At 36.5% G+C, this 19,270-nt stretch carries 20 protein-coding genes and 1 other annotated feature; all 20 genes read left to right on the top strand.

Annotated elements, in window-relative coordinates; translation table 11 throughout:
- Positions 1 to 45 precede the first annotated feature (45 nt).
- The 20 genes from murB to uraA all read left to right on the top strand — a co-directional run bounded on the left by murB (position 46) and on the right by uraA (position 19,177).
- Entirely contained in the window at positions 46 to 951 is a 906-nt protein-coding gene (gene murB, locus G9F74_RS01295) for a UDP-N-acetylmuramate dehydrogenase (protein WP_000437054.1), read from the top strand.
- 98 nt (positions 952 to 1,049) lie between these two features.
- On the top strand, positions 1,050 to 1,820 hold the full coding sequence (divIB, locus tag G9F74_RS01290) for a cell division protein DivIB (RefSeq protein ID WP_000798216.1): 771 nt from the start codon (positions 1,050 to 1,052) through the stop codon (positions 1,818 to 1,820).
- Positions 1,821 to 2,221: 401 nt separating this feature from the next.
- Positions 2,222 to 3,529, top strand: coding sequence for a cell division protein FtsA (ftsA, locus tag G9F74_RS01285; protein ID WP_001087556.1), 1,308 nt, complete (start codon positions 2,222 to 2,224; stop codon positions 3,527 to 3,529).
- Positions 3,530 to 3,568: 39 nt separating this feature from the next.
- A complete protein-coding gene (ftsZ, locus tag G9F74_RS01280) occupies positions 3,569 to 4,723 on the top strand; it encodes a cell division protein FtsZ (RefSeq protein ID WP_000888976.1) in 1,155 nt (384 codons plus the stop codon).
- A 385-nt stretch (positions 4,724 to 5,108) separates the two neighbouring features.
- Positions 5,109 to 6,026, top strand: coding sequence for a sigma-E processing peptidase SpoIIGA (spoIIGA, locus tag G9F74_RS01275; RefSeq protein WP_000261990.1), 918 nt, complete (start codon positions 5,109 to 5,111; stop codon positions 6,024 to 6,026).
- A 19-nt stretch (positions 6,027 to 6,045) separates the two neighbouring features.
- Positions 6,046 to 6,765, top strand: a complete 720-nt coding sequence (sigE, locus tag G9F74_RS01270) for an RNA polymerase sporulation sigma factor SigE (RefSeq protein ID WP_000976947.1) — start codon at positions 6,046 to 6,048, stop codon at positions 6,763 to 6,765.
- A 157-nt stretch (positions 6,766 to 6,922) separates the two neighbouring features.
- Positions 6,923 to 7,702: an RNA polymerase sporulation sigma factor SigG gene (gene sigG, locus G9F74_RS01265; protein WP_000197755.1), complete on the top strand. Its 780-nt coding sequence runs from the start codon at positions 6,923 to 6,925 to the stop codon at positions 7,700 to 7,702.
- Between the two features lie 171 nt (positions 7,703 to 7,873).
- The gene (locus tag G9F74_RS01260) at positions 7,874 to 8,158 is read left to right on the top strand and encodes a YlmC/YmxH family sporulation protein (protein ID WP_033657297.1); all 285 of its coding nucleotides are present in this window, start codon (positions 7,874 to 7,876) and stop codon (positions 8,156 to 8,158) included.
- Positions 8,159 to 8,276: 118 nt separating this feature from the next.
- Positions 8,277 to 9,095: a peptidoglycan editing factor PgeF gene (pgeF, locus tag G9F74_RS01255; protein ID WP_001209014.1), complete on the top strand. Its 819-nt coding sequence runs from the start codon at positions 8,277 to 8,279 to the stop codon at positions 9,093 to 9,095.
- Positions 9,092 to 9,766 carry a YggS family pyridoxal phosphate-dependent enzyme gene (locus G9F74_RS01250; RefSeq protein ID WP_000218001.1) on the top strand — a complete coding sequence of 225 codons (675 nt, stop codon included), beginning with the start codon at positions 9,092 to 9,094 and terminating at the stop codon, positions 9,764 to 9,766. The genes pgeF and G9F74_RS01250 overlap by 4 nt, the downstream gene beginning before the upstream one ends.
- Before the next feature lie 19 nt (positions 9,767 to 9,785).
- A complete protein-coding gene (locus G9F74_RS01245; protein ID WP_000119137.1) occupies positions 9,786 to 10,256 on the top strand; it encodes a cell division protein SepF in 471 nt (156 codons plus the stop codon).
- Positions 10,257 to 10,262: 6 nt separating this feature from the next.
- Positions 10,263 to 10,526: a YggT family protein gene (locus G9F74_RS01240; protein WP_000214326.1), complete on the top strand. Its 264-nt coding sequence runs from the start codon at positions 10,263 to 10,265 to the stop codon at positions 10,524 to 10,526.
- 15 nt (positions 10,527 to 10,541) lie between these two features.
- The gene (locus G9F74_RS01235; RefSeq protein ID WP_000029703.1) at positions 10,542 to 11,309 is read left to right on the top strand and encodes a YlmH family RNA-binding protein; all 768 of its coding nucleotides are present in this window, start codon (positions 10,542 to 10,544) and stop codon (positions 11,307 to 11,309) included.
- 89 nt (positions 11,310 to 11,398) lie between these two features.
- Positions 11,399 to 11,905, top strand: a complete 507-nt coding sequence (divIVA, locus tag G9F74_RS01230) for a septum site-determining protein DivIVA (RefSeq protein WP_001131611.1) — start codon at positions 11,399 to 11,401, stop codon at positions 11,903 to 11,905.
- 51 nt (positions 11,906 to 11,956) lie between these two features.
- Positions 11,957 to 12,181 (top strand) — a binding site (T-box leader).
- A 71-nt stretch (positions 12,182 to 12,252) separates the two neighbouring features.
- A complete protein-coding gene (ileS2, locus tag G9F74_RS01225) occupies positions 12,253 to 15,018 on the top strand; it encodes an isoleucine--tRNA ligase (protein WP_016109031.1) in 2,766 nt (921 codons plus the stop codon).
- 156 nt (positions 15,019 to 15,174) lie between these two features.
- Positions 15,175 to 15,504, top strand: a complete 330-nt coding sequence (locus tag G9F74_RS01220) for a TraR/DksA C4-type zinc finger protein (protein ID WP_001002952.1) — start codon at positions 15,175 to 15,177, stop codon at positions 15,502 to 15,504.
- A 124-nt stretch (positions 15,505 to 15,628) separates the two neighbouring features.
- On the top strand, positions 15,629 to 16,087 hold the full coding sequence (gene lspA, locus G9F74_RS01215) for a lipoprotein signal peptidase LspA (RefSeq protein ID WP_000642175.1): 459 nt from the start codon (positions 15,629 to 15,631) through the stop codon (positions 16,085 to 16,087).
- A gap of 4 nt (positions 16,088 to 16,091) precedes the next feature.
- Positions 16,092 to 17,000 (top strand): RluA family pseudouridine synthase, encoded by a 909-nt coding sequence (locus G9F74_RS01210; RefSeq protein ID WP_000005848.1) that lies wholly within the window; start codon positions 16,092 to 16,094, stop codon positions 16,998 to 17,000.
- A gap of 204 nt (positions 17,001 to 17,204) precedes the next feature.
- Positions 17,205 to 17,747 (top strand): bifunctional pyrimidine operon transcriptional regulator/uracil phosphoribosyltransferase, encoded by a 543-nt coding sequence (gene pyrR / locus G9F74_RS01205; protein WP_001156491.1) that lies wholly within the window; start codon positions 17,205 to 17,207, stop codon positions 17,745 to 17,747.
- Between the two features lie 146 nt (positions 17,748 to 17,893).
- Positions 17,894 to 19,177, top strand: coding sequence for a uracil permease (uraA, locus tag G9F74_RS01200; protein ID WP_000435916.1), 1,284 nt, complete (start codon positions 17,894 to 17,896; stop codon positions 19,175 to 19,177).
- Positions 19,178 to 19,270 lie beyond the last annotated feature (93 nt).

The raw sequence follows: 19,270 nt of genomic DNA, 5'->3' as shown, positions 1-19,270 counted from the left end.
GCATATTACTGTAATAAGGAAACTTAATATTGGGGGAGAGCGTCTATGGAACAATTAGTAAATGAGCTTATAGAAGCAAATGTTGGTCGCGTGTTAGTTAACGAGCCGTTAGCACGTTATACAACTATGAAGATAGGTGGACCAGCTGATATTTTAATTGTGCCAAAGCATGTTGCCGGTATTGAGAAAATATTGCAGTTAGTAAAGAAATATAAAATAAAGTGGACTGTAATTGGTCGAGGTTCAAACCTTCTTGTATCTGATAAAGGGATAGAAGGCGTTGTTATTCGTTTAGGAGAAGGATTAGACCACTTAGAGGTCGAAAAACATAGGGTAAGAGTTGGTGGCGGATATCCCCTTATTAAATTGTCAACATTACTTAGTCGCCAAGGGTTGGCTGGATTGGAATTTGCAAGTGGTATTCCAGGGAGTGTCGGTGGTGCAGTGTATATGAATGCTGGAGCACATAAATCAGACATATCAAACATATTGTCAAAGGCTCTAATTCTATTTGAAAACGGAACAATTGAATGGTTAACGAATAGAGGAATGGAGTTTTCATATCGTACATCTGTATTGCAAACGAAACGTCCTGGTATTGTTTTGGAGGCGGAGTTTCAATTACAGGTAGGAGAGCGTGAGAAAATCGTAAGAAACATGCAAAAGAATAAAGATTACCGCCGTGAAACACAACCGTGGAATCATCCTTGTGCTGGAAGTGTGTTTCGGAATCCAATCCCGTATTTTGCAGGAGATTTAGTAGAGAAAGCTGGGCTTCGTGGCTATCAAATAGGTGGAGCTCAAATTTCTGAAATGCATGGGAATTTTATTATTAATACTGGGGGAGCCTCAGCGCAAGATGTATTAGATTTGATTTCATTAATAAAGCATACAATTAAGGATAAATTTGGTGTAGAAATGCACACAGAAGTAGAAATCATTGGAAGATAACGGTTATTCATTCCGCTCATTATCATTTATGTTATAATAAGAAGATAAGAACGGCATGAGGAACATGCCGTTCTTTATGTTACATAGGGGGATCGTACATGAAAAATAGTAAAGTGATTAAACTACAAGATCGTGTACCAAAATTAAAAAATCAAAAGAAAAAAAACAAAAAAAATGTTAATCATCGGTTGATTTTATACATATCAATTTTATTTTTATTAGTACTCTTTTTAATTTATTTTCGGTCTCCGCTTAGTAATATAAAAAAGATAAGTGTGTATGGAAATCATTATATGACAGATGACCAAGTAATGAAGGAATCAGGTGTGACATATGATACAAGTTATTTCCGAGTGACAGCACATAAAGCGGAAGAAAATTTAACGAAACGAAAAGAAATTAAAGCAGTAAATGTAAAAAAACGTTTTCCAAACAAAATTGATGTTCATATTAAAGAATATGTAACGATTGGTTATATAAACAAAGATGGAAAATTACAACCGTTATTAGAAAATGGGAAAACACTTGATGTACTCCCGAATGGAAAACTTCCTGTTGCAGCACCAATTTTTGAACCTTTTAAAGAGGAGAAAATGAAGGGACTAATTGCTGAACTAGAAAAGTTAACTCCGACTATTTTAAGGTCTATTTCTGAAATTCGTTATTCACCGACGAATGCGAATGAAGACCATCTTACTTTATATATGAATGAAGGATATGAAGTGAGCACTACGATTCAAAATTTCGCAAAGCGTATGGAAACTTATCCACTTATTTTAAAAACAATTGAGCCAGGTAAGAAGGTGTTAATTGACTTAGAAGTAGGTGCATATACGAAAGAGTTAGGTGTAGAAGAAAAAAAAGAATAGAACGGTAGTATTCACTGCATTAATATAGAAAAAAGAGAAACGAATGTTCTATCATATGCATACGAATTTACTAGAATGGTTCATTTGATGAAAAATATGTAAAAATTCTTAGATTCATACTAGGATTGGTACAAGTTTCACTTTTCTATGAGTACATCTTAGTGTAGACTTATACTTGGCGGTAATTTTTACACTTGAAATAAAATTATTTCAAGATAAGCAGTTCTTCACAGGTTACTGCGATATTCTTAAATGAATGTTAAATAAAAATAAGAAAAATATAGGGTTAAAAAAGGGAAACGTATAAAGACGTTGAATATTTTTCTTATAAATAGTAAAGTTGCGATTGTTGTTCCATATATTGAGTTGTATGGTATAAATAAAGAAGGAGGTGCCAAAGAATGAACAGCAATGAAATATATGTTAGTCTTGACATCGGTACATCCAATGTTAAAGTCATCATTGGTGAAATGGTTAATGACAGCTTAAACATTATTGGTGTTGGAAATGTAAAATCGAATGGTTTAAAGAAGGGATCGATAGTCGATATAGATGAGACTGTTCGATCAATTAAAAAAGCAATTGAACAAGCTGAGCGCATGGTGGGAATCCACATTGAGCAAGTTGTAGTAGGTGTCAATGCAAACCAGGTACAGCTACTTCCTTGTCATGGAGTAGTCGCTGTTTCAAATGAAGATCGTGAAATCGGGAATGAAGATGTCTTACGCGTTCTAGATGCAGCACAAGTTGTGTCAATTGCTCCAGAACGTGAGTTTATTGATGTGGTACCTCGACAGTTCATCGTAGACGGTCTTGACGAGATTAACGATCCACGTGGAATGATCGGTGTAAGATTAGAAATGGAAGGTACACTTATTACAGGATCGAGAACCTTACTACATAACTTACTTCGTTGTGTAGAAAAAGCAGGTCTTGAAATTGTTGATATTTGTCTTCAACCTTTAGCGGCTGCAACAGTTGCTATATCTTCGGATGAAAAAAATAGAGGAGTAGCCCTTGTTGATATGGGGGGAGGATCTACGACTTTATCTATTTTTAAAGATGGAGAGTTACAAGCGACAAGCGTATTACCATTAGGTGGAGACCATATAACGAAGGATATTGCGATTGGGTTGAAAACTTCAACAGAAAATGCAGATCAAATTAAGTTGAAATATGGACATGCTTTTTATGATACAGCATCGGAAGAAGAAATGTTTACGGTTCCTATTATGGGAAGCGATCAAACAGAACAATATTCTCAGTTGGAGTTATCGGATATTATCGAGGCTCGTGTAGAGGAAATTTTAATGTTTGTTCAAGATGAAGTACGTAAGTTAGGAGTAAAGCAAGTAGCTTCTGGGTATGTACTAACTGGTGGAATAGCTTCTATGCCAGGTGTTCTTGATCTTGCATATGATATTTTACATGAAAATGTTCGTGTAGCAACTCCTGACTATATTGGTGTGCGTGAGCCCCAATATACAAGTGGAGTTGGATTAATTAAACATTCATATCAAAAAGCTAAATTACGTGGGAAAAATGTGCAGGAAAAGCAAGAACATTTTGAACCAGTACCAGCACCAGCACCAATGCCGGTACAACAACAACCTGCGAAACAAAAAACCCGTAATCAAAACAATAATAATCAAAATGATGACCGTATGATGTCAAAAGTAAAACGTGTATTCCGTTATTTATGGGATTAAAATTGGACACGAAAAATGAGGTTCTAGGGGGATTTCGACATGTTAGAGTTTGATACTACTCAAGATCAATTAGCGAATATAAAAGTTATCGGTGTCGGCGGTGGCGGAAACAATGCTGTAAACCGTATGATTGAGCACGGTGTACAAGGTGTTGACTTTATCGCTGTGAATACTGATGCACAAGCGTTAAATCTATCAAAAGCTGAAACAAAAATGCAAATTGGTGGAAAATTAACGCGTGGACTTGGTGCAGGCGCAAACCCTGAAGTAGGGAAAAAAGCGGCAGAAGAAAGTAAAGAACAGATCCAAGAAGCACTTCGTGGTGCAGATATGGTATTCGTAACTGCTGGTATGGGCGGCGGAACTGGAACTGGTGCAGCTCCAGTTGTTGCTCAAGTTGCAAAAGAACTAGGTGCATTAACAGTTGGTGTTGTAACACGTCCATTTACGTTTGAAGGACGTAAGCGTGCAACACAAGCTGCGTCTGGTATTGCGGCATTTAAAGAAAATGTAGATACACTTATTGTAATTCCAAACGATCGCTTATTAGAGATTGTTGATAAAAATACGCCAATGTTAGAAGCGTTCCGTGAAGCAGATAACGTATTACGTCAAGGTGTACAAGGTATTTCTGATTTAATTGCTACACCAGGTCTAATTAACTTAGACTTCGCAGACGTAAAAACAATTATGTCTAATAGAGGTTCTGCTTTAATGGGTATCGGTTCTGGTAATGGGGAAAATCGTGCTGCTGAAGCTGCGAAAAAAGCGATTTCTAGTCCATTACTAGAAACATCTATTGATGGAGCTCAAGGTGTTATTATGAATATTACGGGTGGAGCTAACTTAAGCTTATACGAAGTACAAGAAGCAGCAGACATTGTAGCTTCAGCTTCGGATCCAGAAGTAAATATGATCTTCGGTTCTGTTATTAATGAAGGATTAAAAGATGATATCATTGTAACTGTAATTGCAACTGGTTTTGATGATAGTATTGCAACTCAACCACCAAAACCAATGATTCGTCCGAATGCGAATCACGCGCAACAACAGCAACAACCAGTAGCTCAGCCTTCAAAACAACGTGAAGTAAAACGTGAAATGAAGCGTGAAGAGCCGGTTGTACATGAGCGTCATTCAGATTCAGATGATATCGATATTCCAGCATTTTTACGTAACCGTCGTAGACGATAAAAAAAGGGGCATTCATGCTCCTTTTTTGTTTCTGAATGGAAAAGACCTGCTAAGCAGGTCTTTTTTTATTTTGTATATTTAAATTTATCTCGCATTAACGGCCCGTAAAAGCTCGGTTTATGTGGGTTAAAAGGAACCGATTCTACTGATTAAAATTGCGCGTTAAAGTTGTAGTACAGGATTTTTAATTTTCGTTACATATAGTTCAGCCCATCTGTCGGTAAAAAATAAAAACATATCATTCTATGAAACTATACTTTTATTTTTTACCGACAGATTATGTCTAGAAATCACAAAATAACAAAAAAACACCTCCGCAAATTGACACACTTTCCCATTGGATATGCATTATACTAGTCTCAACTTAAAAAAAGAGGTGAATTGTTTGGTTGTTTACGCCGACGTTGTTTGGTTGTTAAACGCCTGCATTGATTTTCTTTTACTTTTATTAACAGCTACCGTGTTAAAAAAGAAGATCAAAAGATGGAGGCTTGTGTTAGGGGCATTTATAGGTTCCACCATTGTTATTTTTGCCTTTACTCCTTTTGCTTCTATGATGACACATCCGATTATGAAACTACTGTACTCGTTACTTATTGTGTATACAGCCTTTGGGTTTACAACGTTTAGAAATTATACACAAACTGTTTTTACTTTTTACTTTGTCACTTTTATGGTTGGTGGAGGATTAATGGGAACTCATTTCTTTTTGCAAACGAATGAGATGGTAAATGGATTGGTTCAATCTCAATCGATTTCTTACGGTGATCCAATTAGTTGGTTGTTTGTTATTTTAGGTTTTCCAGTAATTTATTATTTTTCTAAAAAGCGTATTGAAAGCGTAGAAATCACGAAAATACACTATGACCAAATCGTGAAAGTGAAAATTCAATTAGCTGAAGAAGAATTGGAACTAGCAGGTTTAATTGACAGTGGGAATCAACTTTACGACCCGTTAACAAAAACACCCGTAATGATTATGCATATTTCATCATTAGAACATTGTTTGCCATCTTGGTTAACAGAACAAATTTATTCCAAAACAGAAATTCCTCAAATACCAGAAAAAGATTCTGGATGGGCGACAAAATTACGCTTAATTCCTTTCCGAGCAGTAGGAGTAGAGAGTCAATTTTTGTGGGCAATTAAGCCTGATAGTGTGCAAGTTGATCATGAAGGTAGTTCAATCGTTGTAAACAAAGTATTGATTGGGTTAAATACACAACAACTGTCTACCAACGGAGAGTATCAATGCATTGTACATCCAAAAATGTTGATTTCGCAAAAAATGGTAATTGCTTAATTATGAGAGGCGGGATAATATGATGAAATTAAAATTTTATTTAGTATACCTTTGGTATAAAGTATTGCTGAAACTAGGAATTAAGACCGATGAAATTTATTATATTGGTGGAAGTGAAGCGTTGCCACCGCCGTTAACGAAAGAAGAAGAAGAAGTTCTTTTGAATAAATTGCCAAAAGGCGATCAAGCGGCAAGGTCATTACTTATTGAACGCAACTTACGGCTAGTTGTATATATAGCAAGGAAATTTGAAAATACAGGGATAAATATTGAAGATTTAATCAGTATAGGAACAATTGGCCTTATTAAAGCGGTAAATACATTTAATCCAGAAAAGAAAATAAAATTAGCAACATATGCATCTCGTTGTATAGAAAATGAGATTTTAATGCATTTGCGCCGAAATAATAAAAATCGTTCGGAAGTGTCTTTTGATGAACCGCTTAACATTGATTGGGATGGGAATGAACTGTTGTTATCAGATGTATTAGGTACAGATGATGATATTATTACAAAAGATTTAGAGGCTACTGTAGATCGTCATCTTCTAATGAAAGCATTGCACCAATTAAATGATCGGGAAAAACAAATTATGGAGCTTCGATTTGGGCTTGCTGGAGAAGAGGAAAAGACGCAAAAAGATGTGGCGGATATGCTTGGGATTTCACAGTCATACATTTCACGTTTAGAAAAAAGAATCATAAAAAGGTTACGAAAAGAATTTAATAAAATGGTGTAAAGAATAAGACCAGCCTTTATGTAGGCTGGTCTTATTCTGTTTAGTTGTAGAAGAAGGGGGAATTAAAATGAAAAATGAAGAGAAAACCACATGCATAAAATCCCCTTCAAAGGAAATACTTTACACTGTACAGCAACTCCCGATAGGAGGGAACACTTTGACGAGAAACAAAGTAGAAATTTGCGGTGTTGATACAGCAAAACTTCCAGTACTAAAAAATGAAGAAATGCGTAAATTATTTCGTGAAATGCAAAGTGGAGAGATAAGCGCAAGAGAGAAATTAGTGAATGGAAACTTACGTCTTGTATTGAGCGTCATCCAAAGATTTAATAACAGAGGAGAATATGTTGACGATTTATTTCAAGTTGGTTGCATCGGACTTATGAAATCCATTGATAACTTTGATTTAGGCCAAAATGTAAAATTTTCAACGTATGCTGTGCCGATGATTATTGGAGAAATACGCAGATATTTGCGTGACAACAATCCGATTCGCGTATCTCGCTCGTTACGAGATATTGCGTATAAAGCGTTGCAAGTAAGAGAAAAATTGATCGCAGAAAATTCAAAAGAACCAACAGCAATGGATATTGCAAAAGTGCTAGAAGTGACTCACGAAGAGATTGTATTTGCTTTAGATGCGATTCAAGATCCAGTGTCATTATTTGAGCCGATTTATAACGATGGGGGAGATCCTATCTTTGTTATGGATCAATTAAGTGATGAAAAACAAAAGGACGAGCAGTGGGTTGAAGAGTTAGCGCTGAAAGAAGGCATGAAGCGTTTAAATGATCGTGAAAAGATGATTATTCGAAAACGGTTCTTTCAAGGAAAAACACAAATGGAAGTTGCAGAAGAAATCGGGATTTCTCAAGCTCAAGTATCACGCTTAGAGAAATCGGCTATTAAACAAATGAATAAAACGATTCAAGGATAAGGTCTCACCATTTATGGTGAGGCCTTTTTATATGTACTATTATAGTTTGCGTTCATAGCAATGAGGTCGTGTTCATATAATGAAAATAATATGAACCTTAGTAGCGGTTACTTCCTGTTAATATGAAATACAGTAGTCTGTGTACTTCCAATTCGCCATATAAGGGAGAGGATGAGAGTGATACGGATTTCAGAGTTACAGATGAAGGATGTTATAAATATTTCAGATGGGAAAAGGCTTGGAAATATTGGAGATATTGAGATTGATATCGATACAGGGAAGATTTGCTCTATTATTATTTCCAAACAGGCACGTATGCTTGGGATTTTTGGGAAAGACGTAGAAATTATAGTTCCTTGGGAGGAAGTTATGAAAATCGGGGAAGATGTCATACTTGTAAGAGTAAATCCTGTTAATTCTGTAACAGAATCAATACAAACAACGACAATTTCATAAAGAATATTACAAATTCCTCTTTTTTTTCTGTTGGTATTATGAAAAAATAAAAGTATGGTAAAATAGACAGGAAGTACCATGCTTTTTTCTGTTATTTTAATTAAAAAGGAGCCGCTTTATGAGAGAACCATTTAAATATGTGGACGGTATACTGTATTTACAAGCGTGGAAAGAACTTGGAAACATTACTGCTGGATTTACGACAAAAGATGGTGGGATAAGTACGGGCTCCTTTCATGCGATGAATTTAGGATTACATGTGAATGATATCGTGGAGAACGTTCATGAAAACAGACGCATTTTAGCAAATAAGTTACAAAAACCATTGGAAAACTGGATTTGCTCTGAACAAGTTCATGATCACCAGGTTGAAAAAGTAGGACAACAAGAAAAAGGAAGTGGCGTCTATTCATATGAGGATGGCATTTCAAAAACAGATGGCATTTATACGACTAATAACGATGTTCTTTTAACGTCTTGTTACGCGGATTGTGTCCCACTCTATTTTTATGCACCATCACATGGTATGATAGGACTTGCGCATGCTGGGTGGAAAGGGACTGTAAAAGAGATTGCAAATGAAATGATTCAAAAATGGAGTGCAGAAGGGATTTCAAGTGATGAAATTCATGTTGCAATTGGACCGGCAATCGGATCTTGTTGTTATGTTGTTGATGATAGAGTGTTAACAGCGGCACAGCAAGTAGTAAACGGTTCTGTCCCATATAAAAAAATTTCTGATGGACAGTACGCAATTAATTTAAAAGAAATTAATCGTATATTATGTGTACAAGCAGGCATAAAAGAAGAGCATATTGTAATGTCATCTCTTTGTACAAGCTGTGAAGAACAACTATTTTTCTCTCATCGTCGTGATCAAGGGAAGACAGGGAGAATGTTGAGTTTCATAGGTTTTAAGGAGGAAGAAAACAAGTGACAGTACAAGAAAATTTAATAATTGTAAACGAAGCTATTAAAGAATCTTGCACACGAGCTGGACGTTCGTTGCAAGATATTAAACTTGTTGCAGTTACAAAAACTGTAGGGATTGAAAAAACAAACGAAGTAATGGAAGCTGGAATTATCGATTTAGGTGAAAATAGAAATGAAGGTTTCTTACAGAAATACGAGCATTTTGGCTCAAAAGTTAATTGGCACTTTATTGGCTCATTACAAACGAGAAAAGTAAAAGAAATCATTAATGAAATTGATTATTTACATTCGTTAGATCGTCTTTCTCTGGCCAAAGAAATTCAGAAACGTGCTGATAAGAAAGTGAAATGCTTTATTCAAGTGAAAACCTCATCTGAAGAATCAAAGCAAGGATTGGCAATAGAAGAAACAGTTTCTTTTATTCAAAGTTTGCAAGAATTGGATAAGATTGAAGTGGTTGGACTAATGACGATGGCGCCATTTACAGAAGAAGAGGAAGAAGTTCGTCGCTGCTTTAAGGACTTGCGCAAGCTACAAATAGAGGTGCAGGAGCTAAATCTATTACATGCGCCATGTAAAGAATTATCAATGGGAATGTCCAATGATTACACGATTGCAATTGAAGAAGGTGCTACATATATTCGTTTGGGAACGATTTTAGTAGGAAAAGCGTAAAAGGAAGGAGAATCTTATTATGAGTTGGTCAAAAGTAAAATACTTCTTTTTTGATACACCAGAAGAAAAAGAAGCAGCTCAATATAGCTATGAAAAGGAGCAAACGGATATGAAGAAGCAGCAAGATCCGCCGGAACAACAAGATGTTACGTTTCCGAAAGCACAACCGAAACAAAATGTTGTGAGCATTGAAACGGCAAAGCAATCTTCAAAAGTTGTTTTATTAGAACCACGCACGTATTCGGAAGCGCAAGGTATTGCGGACCATTTGAAAGGTAGACGAGCTGTTGTAATTAATTTGCAAAGAATGTCTACTGATCAAGCAGTACGTATCGTTGACTTTTTAAGTGGTACTGTATACGCTATAGGCGGGGACATTCAAAAAATAGGTCCGAAAACATTTATGTGTACACCTGAAAATGTAGATATTGTTGGTGCAATTTCAGAATTATTCGGCGAAGAAGAAGAAACAAATATAAAGAGGTGGTAATACGCCATGACAACCGTTTTAAATGTTTTACTTACTGCTATCGAGATTTACTCGTGGGCACTTATCATTTACATCCTCCTATCATGGTTTCCTGGTGCAAAGGAATCAACTTTTGGAGATTTTCTTGCACGTATTTGTGAACCGTATTTAGAACCATTTCGCAGATTTATTCCGCCGTTTGGTATGATTGATATCTCTCCACTCGTTGCGATTTTTGCGTTAAAACTTGCTAAAAGTGGTTTGTTCAGTTTGTTCAGCTATTTCTTGTAATAAGAGGCTAAATACATGAGCATTTACGAACATTTCAGACCTGATGAAGAGGTCTTTGTAGATAAAGTGCTAGAGTGGAAGCGAGCAGCAGAGTACCATCAAGTGAAACTAACAGATTTCCTTGATCCAAGACAGCAACAAATTGTTTCTATGGTAATTGGACAAGGAGATGTTGCTGTGCAATTTGATGGTGCAACGCCTTACGCAGAGCGTAGAAGAGCACTTATTTATCCAGACTATCTAGAATTAAATGAAGAAGAATTTCAAGTAGAAGTATTAGAAATTGACTATCCTTCCAAGTTTTATACGCTAGAACATAGGCAAATATTAGGTACATTTATGTCACTTGGTTTAACGAGAGAAAAATGTGGTGATATTTTGCTTCAAGAAAATCGTGCCCAAATTGTAGTTGCGAAAGAAATCGTATCTTACATTGAGATGAACTTACAAGCAATAGGGAAAGTAAAAGTCTCCTTATCAGCAGTACAAGGAGAACAAATTCTACAGACTCATGAAACGTGGGGAGAGAAATCTGGAACGGTTTCTTCACTTCGCTTAGATGTTATGTTGGCTGAAATGTTACATATATCCAGACAGAAAGTGCAACCTTTCATAAAAAATGGTTTAGTAAAAGTCAATTGGAAAACAGTAGAGCAAACTTCTTATGAATGTTATCCAGGAGATGTGTTTTCGGTGAGAGGATATGGGCGAAGTAAATTGTTTTCTGTAGAAGGTAGAACAAAACGCGACAAATGGAGAATTTTGTATGGTATACTAAAATGATTGGTTTTTTAGAAGGAAATCCTCCTATTTTGTCGAAGAAAAGATATAATTGAAAGAGGAAATTTAGATAACTACTTGGAGGTGGCGTTGTGCCGTTAACACCATTAGATATTCATAACAAAGAATTTGGTCGCGGATTCCGTGGCTATGATGAAGATCAAGTAAATGAGTTTCTTGATCAAATTATCAAAGATTATGAATTAGTCATTCGTGAGAAAAAAGCTTTAGAAGAAAAAGTTGCGCAATTAGAAGGAAAGTTAGATCATTTTTCTAACATTGAAGATACGTTAAACAAATCTATCGTTGTTGCACAAGAAGCAGCGGAAGAAGTAAAACGTAATGCACAAAAAGAAGCGAAATTAATCGTACGTGAAGCTGAAAAAAATGCAGATCGTATCATTAACGAAGCTTTAGTAAAATCAAGAAAAGTTGCTTTTGATATTGAAGAGCTAAAGAAACAAGCGAAAGTATTCCGAACTCGTTTCCGTATGTTATTAGAGACACAGCTTGAAATGCTAAACAACGATGATTGGGATAAACTAATTGAGTTAGAAGACGAAGTAGATGAGCTGTTGAAAAAAGAAGAAACAGTGTAAGCTTGACGTTTTTCTCATTATTACATATAATTTTAAACAGCATATTTATTAAGAAAAACGAAGATAGGGATAAGTACCTTTTCAAACCTTATATAGCGAACTGAGGACGGTGTAAGCTCAGGATAAGGAGATTAGTGGGAATATCACCCTGGAGTTCCGCGCTGAACAAATAGAGTAAGCGTAGGCGTGTATTCGCGTTAAGAATATAAAGAGGGTTTTATACATATGTATAGAATCTACTAGGGTGGTACCGCGGGAGACTTTCTCGTCCCTTTTTGGGATGAGAAGGTCTCTTTTTTATTCCGTTTTTTAAGTATTTCTTTTATACATGTAAGGAGGAATTGAGCATGGAGTACAAAAATACATTACTGATGCCAAAAACAGAGTTCCCAATGCGTGGGAATTTACCAAAACGTGAGCCTGCAATGCAAGAAAAATGGGCTGAAATGAATATTTATGAAAAAGTACAAGAACATACAAAAGGCCGTCCTTTATTTGTGTTGCATGATGGACCTCCATATGCGAATGGTGACATTCATATGGGACATGCATTAAATAAAGTGTTAAAAGACTTTATTGTTCGCTATAAGTCAATGACTGGTTTCAGTGCACCATATGTTCCAGGTTGGGATACGCACGGTTTACCAATCGAACAAGCGTTAACGAATAAAGGTGTAAAACGTAAAGAAATGACAGTTGCTGAGTTCCGTAAGTTATGTGCAGAGTATGCATATGAACAAGTAGAACGTCAACGTGAACAATTTAAGCGCCTAGGTGTACGTGCAGATTGGGATAATCCATATATTACTTTAGAGCCAGCTTATGAAGCACAACAAATTAAAGTGTTTGGTGATATGGCGAAAAAAGGTTACATCTATAAAGGGCAAAAACCAGTTTACTGGTCTCCAACAAGTGAGTCTGCTTTAGCAGAAGCTGAAATTGAATACCAAGATAAAAAATCAGCATCTATTTATGTAGCGTTCCCTGTAAAAGACGGAAAGAACGTATTAGAAGGTGATGAGAAATTTATCATTTGGACAACAACTCCTTGGACATTACCTGCGAACTTAGGTATTTCTGTTCATCCAGAGCTTGAATATAGCATTGTAAAAGTAAATGATGAGAAATATATTATCGCTTCTGAATTATTTGAGACAGTTGCAAAAACGTTAGAGTGGGAAAATGCTGAAGTTGTGAAAACGGTAAAAGGTAGCGAACTTGAGTATACAGTTGCAAAACACCCATTCTACGAGCGTGATTCATTAGTTATGCTAGGAGATCACGTAACAACAGATGCAGGTACAGGTTGTGTTCATACAGCACCAGGACATGGGGAAGATGACTTCGTTGTTGGTAAAAAGTATGGATTAGAAGTACTTTGCCCAGTTGATGATAAAGGTGTATTAACAAATGAAGCACCTGGATTTGAAGGCTTATTCTATGATAAAGCTAACAAGCCAATTACAGAAAAATTAGAAGAAGTAGGCGCGTTACTGAAACTAACATTCATTACGCATTCATACCCACATGATTGGAGAACGAAAAAACCAATTATTTTCCGTGCGACAGCACAGTGGTTTGCATCTATTGAAGCATTCCGTAAAGAGTTATTAGAAGCTGTTGCGGAAACGAAATGGGTACCAGCATGGGGCGAAACTCGTCTTCATAACATGGTTCGTGACCGTGGTGACTGGTGTATTTCTCGTCAGCGTGCATGGGGTGTGCCAATTCCTGTATTCTATGCTGAGAATGGTGATCCAATTATTACAGATGAAACAATTAACCATGTAGCAGATTTATTCCGTGAACACGGTTCTAACGTATGGTTTGAGCGTGAAGCGAAAGATTTATTACCAGAAGGATTTACACATCCAGGTAGCCCAAATGGTGAATTCCGTAAAGAAACAGATATCATGGATGTATGGTTCGACTCAGGTTCATCTCACCAAGCGGTATTAGAAGAGCGCGATGACTTACAACGTCCAGCTGATTTATATTTAGAAGGATCTGACCAATATCGTGGTTGGTTTAACTCTTCATTATCAACAGCGGTTGCTGTAACAGGTAAAGCTCCATATAAAGGCGTACTAAGCCATGGTTTCGTACTAGATGGTGAAGGACGTAAAATGAGTAAGTCGATTGGAAACATCGTCGTACCGAAGAAAATTATGGATCAATTAGGCGGAGATATTTTACGTTTATGGGTATCATCTGTTGACTATCAATCTGACGTACGTATTTCAGATGATATTTTAAAACAAGTAGCAGAAGTGTATCGTAAAATCCGTAACACATTCCGTTTCTTATTAGGCAACTTAGATGACTTTAAGCCAAGTGAAAACACAGTAGCGGTAGCTGAACTTCGTGAAGTAGATCGTTACATGTTAGTGAAGTTAAATGACTTAATTACAAAAGTAAAAGAAGCATATGAAACATATGACTTTGCTGCTGTATATCATGCTATTCACAACTTCTGTACAATTGATCTAAGTTCATTCTACTTAGACTTTGCAAAAGACATTTTATACATTGAAGGTGCAAATCACGCGGATCGTCGTGCAATTCAAACTGTATTATATGACGTTCTTGTTGCATTAACGAAACTTGTAACACCAATCTTACCTCATACAGCTGATGAAGTATGGCCATATGTTCCAGGTGTAACAGAAGAAAGCGTACAGTTAACTAACATGCCGGAAGCTACAGAAGTAGAGGGTTCGGAAGCGTTAAAAGCGAAATGGGATGCATTTATGACATTACGTGATGACGTATTAAAAGCGTTAGAAGTAGCTCGTAATGAGAAAGTAATTGGTAAGTCATTAAATGCGAGCATTACCCTTTATCCAACTGCAGAAATGAAAGTAATGTTAGAGTCTATTAGCGAAGACTTGAAGCAATTATTCATCGTTTCTGAATATAAACTTGGTGGTATGATGGAAGAAGCTCCAGCAGATGCGCCTAAGTATGAGCATACAGCGGTTGTCGTTTCTCAAGCAACTGGTGAAACATGCGAACGTTGTTGGGTAGTTTCAGAAACAATTGGTAAAGATGCTGAACATGAAACATTATGTGAGCGTTGTGCATCAGTTGTTAAAGAAAACTATGTAAAATAATAAAAAAACTGACTGCTATTGATGCAGTCAGTTTTTTTATTGATGGTATATCGAAATAACTTTCAGGCTCTTTCCTGTGAAGGAAAAATGTGTGTGAGGTAAGCAAATAAATTTCGGACACACTAACTGTACATTACAGCTAGGAGGAATGTACACGTGAATGAAATTTACATGGAAATAAAAGAAGAATTGCAATTGATGAGAAAAGAGTTGCAAGAGAGACTAGCTAAAGAAGTAATGCACAAATATGATGCTGAGTTCAGCCAAGAGCTTGGATATGAAATTAAGGAAGAGATAAAGAAAAAATTGCTATTACATGATATAAAAGAGGACTTAAAGGATGTAGAACGCGCATTATTTAAAATGGAAATAGATATGTACGGTATTTGTGAAGAGACGGGGAGAGTAATTTCGACAAAGCAAATGAAAACAATGCCGACTGCCCGTACGATTCATGAATTTTTCTATGAAAAGGTAAATGTATGAATACGCACAACGATATTATATTACCTTTTTTTAATTTATTTTATTCTTCTATAAAGGTTCATTGTGAAAAGGTAGCAGCTATGCTAAAATTTTGAGGTACACTGTCTTTGTGGGGGAAATGAAAATGATATATTATGTAATAGCGTTATTTGTCATTGCCATCGATCAAATATCGAAGTGGCTAATTGTAAAGAACATGGAATTGGGTATGAGCATTCCGATAATCGATAATGTATTATACATAACATCACATCGAAATAGAGGAGCTGCCTGGGGGATTTTAGAAAATAAAATGTGGTTTTTCTACATTATTACGGTTGTCTTTGTAGTATTTATCGTAATGTATATGAAAAAATATGCAAAAACAGACAAGCTTCTAGGAATTTCATTAGGTCTAATTTTAGGTGGAGCAATTGGTAACTTTATTGATCGTGTATTTAGACAAGAAGTAGTGGATTTTATTCACGTGTATATTTTCTCGTACAACTATCCAGTATTCAATGTAGCTGATTCAGCGTTATGTATTGGTGTTGTATTAATTATTATTCAAACATTATTAGAAGGCAAGAAAACGAAGGAGTAATTGAATGAGTGAAGTAGTACAGGTAACAGTTGCAGAAGAACAAAAAAGTGAGCGAATCGATAAATTCGTTGCAGAAATTAACAGTGAATGGTCACGTTCACAAGTACAGCAATGGATTAAAGATGATGTTGTAACAGTGAATGGGAAATCGGTAAAAGTAAATTATAAAGTTAAAGAAAATGATGAAATTACAGTAACGATTCCTGATCCGGAAGAGTTAGATATTCAAGCGGAAGATATGAACTTAGAAATTTATTATGAAGATGCAGATGTACTTGTTGTAAATAAGCCACGTGGTATGGTTGTACATCCAGCACCAGGCCATACAAGTGGCACACTTGTGAATGGTCTTATGCATCATTGTACAGATTTATCAGGCATTAACGGTGTAATGCGTCCTGGTATCGTGCATCGTATTGATAAAGATACATCTGGCCTATTAATGGTTGCTAAAAATGATATGGCACACGAATCACTTGTAAATCAACTTGTAGCAAAAACAGTAACAAGACGTTACAAAGCGATTGTACACGGTGTTATTCCGCATGATAAGGGAACGATTGATGCTCCGATTGCTCGTGATAAGAAAGAACGTCAAAGTATGACAGTTGATGAAAATGGTAAGCATGCTGTTACGCATTTCCAAGTGTTAGAGCGTTTCAAAGATTTCACACTTGTAGAATGTCGCTTAGAAACAGGACGTACACACCAAATTCGTGTTCATATGAAATATATTGGCTATCCACTTGCAGGAGATCCAAAGTATGGACCAAAGAAAACATTAGACATGAATGGACAGGCACTTCATGCAGGTATTTTAGGATTTGACCACCCTCGTACTGGTGAATATATTCAGTTTGAGGCACCGATTCCAGAAGTGTTTGAAGAGACTTTAAATATTTTACGGAAATAGTATTGACAAATCATGAGAAAACTGAGATACTGACAACAGTTAAATAATGATCCTTTAACACAGCCCCGTGAGGTTGAGAAGGTAACGGTTTGAAATACTTAGGGTATGTTGTACCCTTTTTTCAAAAATCCTCTCGCACACGCTGAGAGGACTTTTTTTATACCATTACTCTCACGCAAGAAAAATAGCTTGGAGGTGTAGAGCATGCAGGAAAAAGCTGTCGTTTTAGATGACCAAATGATTCGCCGCGCTTTAACACGAATTAGTCATGAAATCGTGGAACGAAATAAAGGTGTGGATAATTGTGTTCTTGTCGGAATTAAAACACGTGGAATTTTTATTGCACAACGTTTGGCAGAACGAATTGGTCAAATTGAAGGAAAAGAGATGGAAGTAGGAGAGTTAGATATAACTTTATATCGTGATGACTTAACACTTCAATCAAAGAATAAAGAACCACTAGTAAAAGGTTCAGATATTCCAGTAGATATTACGAAGAAAAAAGTAATCCTTGTAGATGATGTATTGTATACAGGAAGAACAGTTCGAGCTGCGATGGATGCTCTTATGGATTTAGGAAGACCATCACAAATTCAATTAGCTGTTCTTGTAGATAGAGGACATCGTGAATTACCAATTCGCGCTGATTATGTAGGAAAGAACATTCCAACATCAAGTGAAGAGCGTATCGAAGTTGATTTGCAAGAGACAGATCAACAAGATCGAGTAAGTATATACGATAAGTAAAGCCCTTTTAAATGTAGTCCTGTGAGGCTGCCAAAGGGTCTTGGCTTTCATATGTCGAATTTGGCATACGAAAGTATAGGACTCTTTGTGCACAGGCACAAAGAGTTTTTTTATTGCAAAGATTTAAACTGAAGGAGGATGTAACAATGGAACAAAAGCCAGTGTTAGACGTTAATGAAGTACCGAAACCGGGAAAATGGTTATTTTTAAGTATACAACATTTGTTCGCGATGTTTGGATCAACAGTGCTTGTTCCATTTTTAACAGGCTTGAATCCGTCAGTAGCGTTAATATCAAGTGGATTAGGAACGCTAGCGTTTCTTCTTATAACGAAAGGTCAAGTACCTGCGTATTTAGGATCATCATTCGCCTTTATCGCACCGATTATTGCAGCAAAAACAGCAGGTGGCCCCGGAGCAGCGATGCTTGGTGGTTTACTTGCAGGACTGGTGTACATCTTAATTTCAATCGGAATTAAGAAATCTGGATCAGCGTGGATTATGAAATTACTTCCGCCAATCGTAGTTGGTCCGGTAGTAATGGTAATCGGTTTAGCTTTAGCACATACAGCAGTGAACATGGCGATGAACGGTGCGGATGGTAAGTATAGCATTACACACTTTTCAGTAGCACTAGTAACATTAGCAATTACAATCATTTGCTCCATATTTGGAAGAGGATTTTTCAGCATCATACCGGTGTTACTTGGAATCATCGGCGGATATATCTTCGCTTACTTCCAAGGGCTAGTAGATTTAAAACCGGTAGCTGAGGCGAAATGGTTTGTCGTACCTGATTTCACAGTACCGTTTGTAACATACACACCAGAGTTTTCGTGGAAGATTGTACTCTTAATGGTGCCGGTAGCACTAGTAACAATTTCAGAACATATCGGACATCAAATTGTACTTGGAAATGTTATTAAAAGAGATTTAATTGAAAAACCAGGTTTACACCGTTCAATCTTTGGGGATGGGGTAGCAACATTAATCGCATCACTAATCGGTGGACCACCGAATACAACATACGGTGAAAACATCGGTGTGCTAGCAATTACGAGAGCGTACAGTGTATACTTATTCATCGGTTCAGCAGTATTCGCAATCATGTTTGGATTTATCGGGAAGATTTCAGCACTGATCCACTCGATTCCAACACCAGTTATGGGTGGTGTATCAATCTTACTATTCGGTGTAATCGCATCAAGTGGTTTACGCATGATGGTAGATGATAGAACAGATTTAAGTGACAAACGAAACTTAATGATTGCATCAGTTATACTAGTAATTGGTATTGGCGGAGCGGTACTTCACGTAGGAGAATCGTTCCAAGTAGAAGGAATGGCACTAGCAGCAATTGTAGGTGTACTGTTAAATCTACTACTACCAGAAACGAAACAAATAAAACAATCTAAGCAGATTGCTTCATAAAAACAACCTTTTAATTCAGTCCTGTGAGACAGAAAAGGGTGGCTTCTTCCTTGCACCCTAGTCTCACATGACTAGGGTATTTTTATACAAATG

Source organism: Bacillus sp. EKM202B, from assembly GCF_011066025.1.
Classification (GTDB): Bacteria; Bacillota; Bacilli; order Bacillales; family Bacillaceae_G; genus Bacillus_A; species Bacillus_A toyonensis.
Note: the sequence above shows the minus strand (reverse complement) of the source record. Positions and strands in the feature narration are given on the sequence as shown.

Excerpts from the sequence above, each read along its gene's own strand:
- murB (WP_000437054.1), top strand. The coding sequence starts at position 46 with ATGGAACAATTAGTAAATGAGCTTATAGAAGCAAATGTTGGTCGCGTG.
- divIB (WP_000798216.1), top strand. The coding sequence starts at position 1,050 with ATGAAAAATAGTAAAGTGATTAAACTACAAGATCGTGTACCAAAATTA.
- ftsA (WP_001087556.1), top strand. The coding sequence starts at position 2,222 with ATGAACAGCAATGAAATATATGTTAGTCTTGACATCGGTACATCCAAT.
- ftsZ (WP_000888976.1), top strand. The coding sequence starts at position 3,569 with ATGTTAGAGTTTGATACTACTCAAGATCAATTAGCGAATATAAAAGTT.
- sigE (WP_000976947.1), top strand. The coding sequence starts at position 6,046 with ATGATGAAATTAAAATTTTATTTAGTATACCTTTGGTATAAAGTATTG.
- G9F74_RS01260 (WP_033657297.1), top strand. The coding sequence starts at position 7,874 with ATGAGAGTGATACGGATTTCAGAGTTACAGATGAAGGATGTTATAAAT.
- pgeF (WP_001209014.1), top strand. The coding sequence starts at position 8,277 with ATGAGAGAACCATTTAAATATGTGGACGGTATACTGTATTTACAAGCG.
- G9F74_RS01245 (WP_000119137.1), top strand. The coding sequence starts at position 9,786 with ATGAGTTGGTCAAAAGTAAAATACTTCTTTTTTGATACACCAGAAGAA.
- G9F74_RS01240 (WP_000214326.1), top strand. The coding sequence starts at position 10,263 with ATGACAACCGTTTTAAATGTTTTACTTACTGCTATCGAGATTTACTCG.
- G9F74_RS01235 (WP_000029703.1), top strand. The coding sequence starts at position 10,542 with ATGAGCATTTACGAACATTTCAGACCTGATGAAGAGGTCTTTGTAGAT.
- ileS2 (WP_016109031.1), top strand. The coding sequence starts at position 12,253 with ATGGAGTACAAAAATACATTACTGATGCCAAAAACAGAGTTCCCAATG.
- lspA (WP_000642175.1), top strand. The coding sequence starts at position 15,629 with ATGATATATTATGTAATAGCGTTATTTGTCATTGCCATCGATCAAATA.
- G9F74_RS01210 (WP_000005848.1), top strand. The coding sequence starts at position 16,092 with ATGAGTGAAGTAGTACAGGTAACAGTTGCAGAAGAACAAAAAAGTGAG.
- pyrR (WP_001156491.1), top strand. The coding sequence starts at position 17,205 with ATGCAGGAAAAAGCTGTCGTTTTAGATGACCAAATGATTCGCCGCGCT.
- uraA (WP_000435916.1), top strand. The coding sequence starts at position 17,894 with ATGGAACAAAAGCCAGTGTTAGACGTTAATGAAGTACCGAAACCGGGA.